General features: G+C 45.5%; 1 protein-coding gene. It reads right to left on the bottom strand.

Annotation, left to right across the window (positions count from 1 at the left end; translation table 11 throughout):
• Window positions 1-965: hypothetical protein (locus GO495_RS32830; protein ID WP_205691382.1), on the bottom strand; the 965-nt coding region annotated here is incomplete at both ends.

Genomic DNA, 965 nt, shown 5'->3' with positions numbered 1-965 from the left:
GCCTGCAGGATAAGCCGGCATGGCTATCAGTGTCTGGCTTCCCGCTGCCGCCCCGGTAGTTGTATCCGGTGTGAATGTGGATGTATTTACAACTTTTACTCTTACAGAATTGGAAGCGACTGTATTCGTACCACAAACAGCCAGTCTACGGAACCAGGTCGTCTTTGTAATGCTGCTAACAGTCTGTGACGCCAAATTTGTCCAGGTATATTCATCAGGGGAACTTTGAAACTGGTAAGTGTAGCTGCTACAGCCCCCACCTGTTGCTACCTGTACACTGCTGAGAGTAACACTTCCTCCACTGGTAACGGTAGGGGAATTAATGGTGATCAAACCACCATTTAAAGGAGGAATCGCAACACTGGCAACAGTATACAATGTAAAAGTAAGGCTGGTAACCTTCATCCTGAAATAAGTAATCGCTGTTAATCCCTTCGGTGTATAATTGAGAGATGTTTCTCCGCTAATATCAGTCCAGGTAGTTCCATTAGTAGATCGCTGCCATTGATAGTTATATATGCCATTCCCACCGATAGCGGGATAGAGTGAATAACTAAATGCACCATATAAGTTGACCATTAAAGTGTCTGGATAAGAATTACCGCCAATTTGTAAAGCCGGATAGACAGTAAAAATAGCCGGACTTGTGTAGACTGTTACACCGTTACTGGTTACCGCCCTACGATACTGGGTTGTAACAATTACAGGGACAGGTGTGTAGTTTTGGGCAGTGGCTCCGGCGTCACTCGTCCATGTAGTACCGTCTGTTGAATATTGCCATTGGTAAGTGTACGTACCATTCCCCCCAGTGGGTGTAGAACCAGTGAGCAATCCGGGGCTGTTCGCATAAACTATATTGGCTGATGAAGGCGTAATCGTTCCTGCCACCAACTGAGCGTATACAGTAACAGTTGCACTATTGCTGGTGACAGCTACCGTATTACTGGTAGTAATCACATGATAAT

It is taken from the genome of Chitinophaga oryziterrae (genome assembly GCF_009758125.1).
GTDB classification, from domain to species: Bacteria; Bacteroidota; Bacteroidia; order Chitinophagales; family Chitinophagaceae; genus Chitinophaga; species Chitinophaga oryziterrae.
This window is presented reverse-complemented; position numbering and strand designations above follow the sequence as displayed.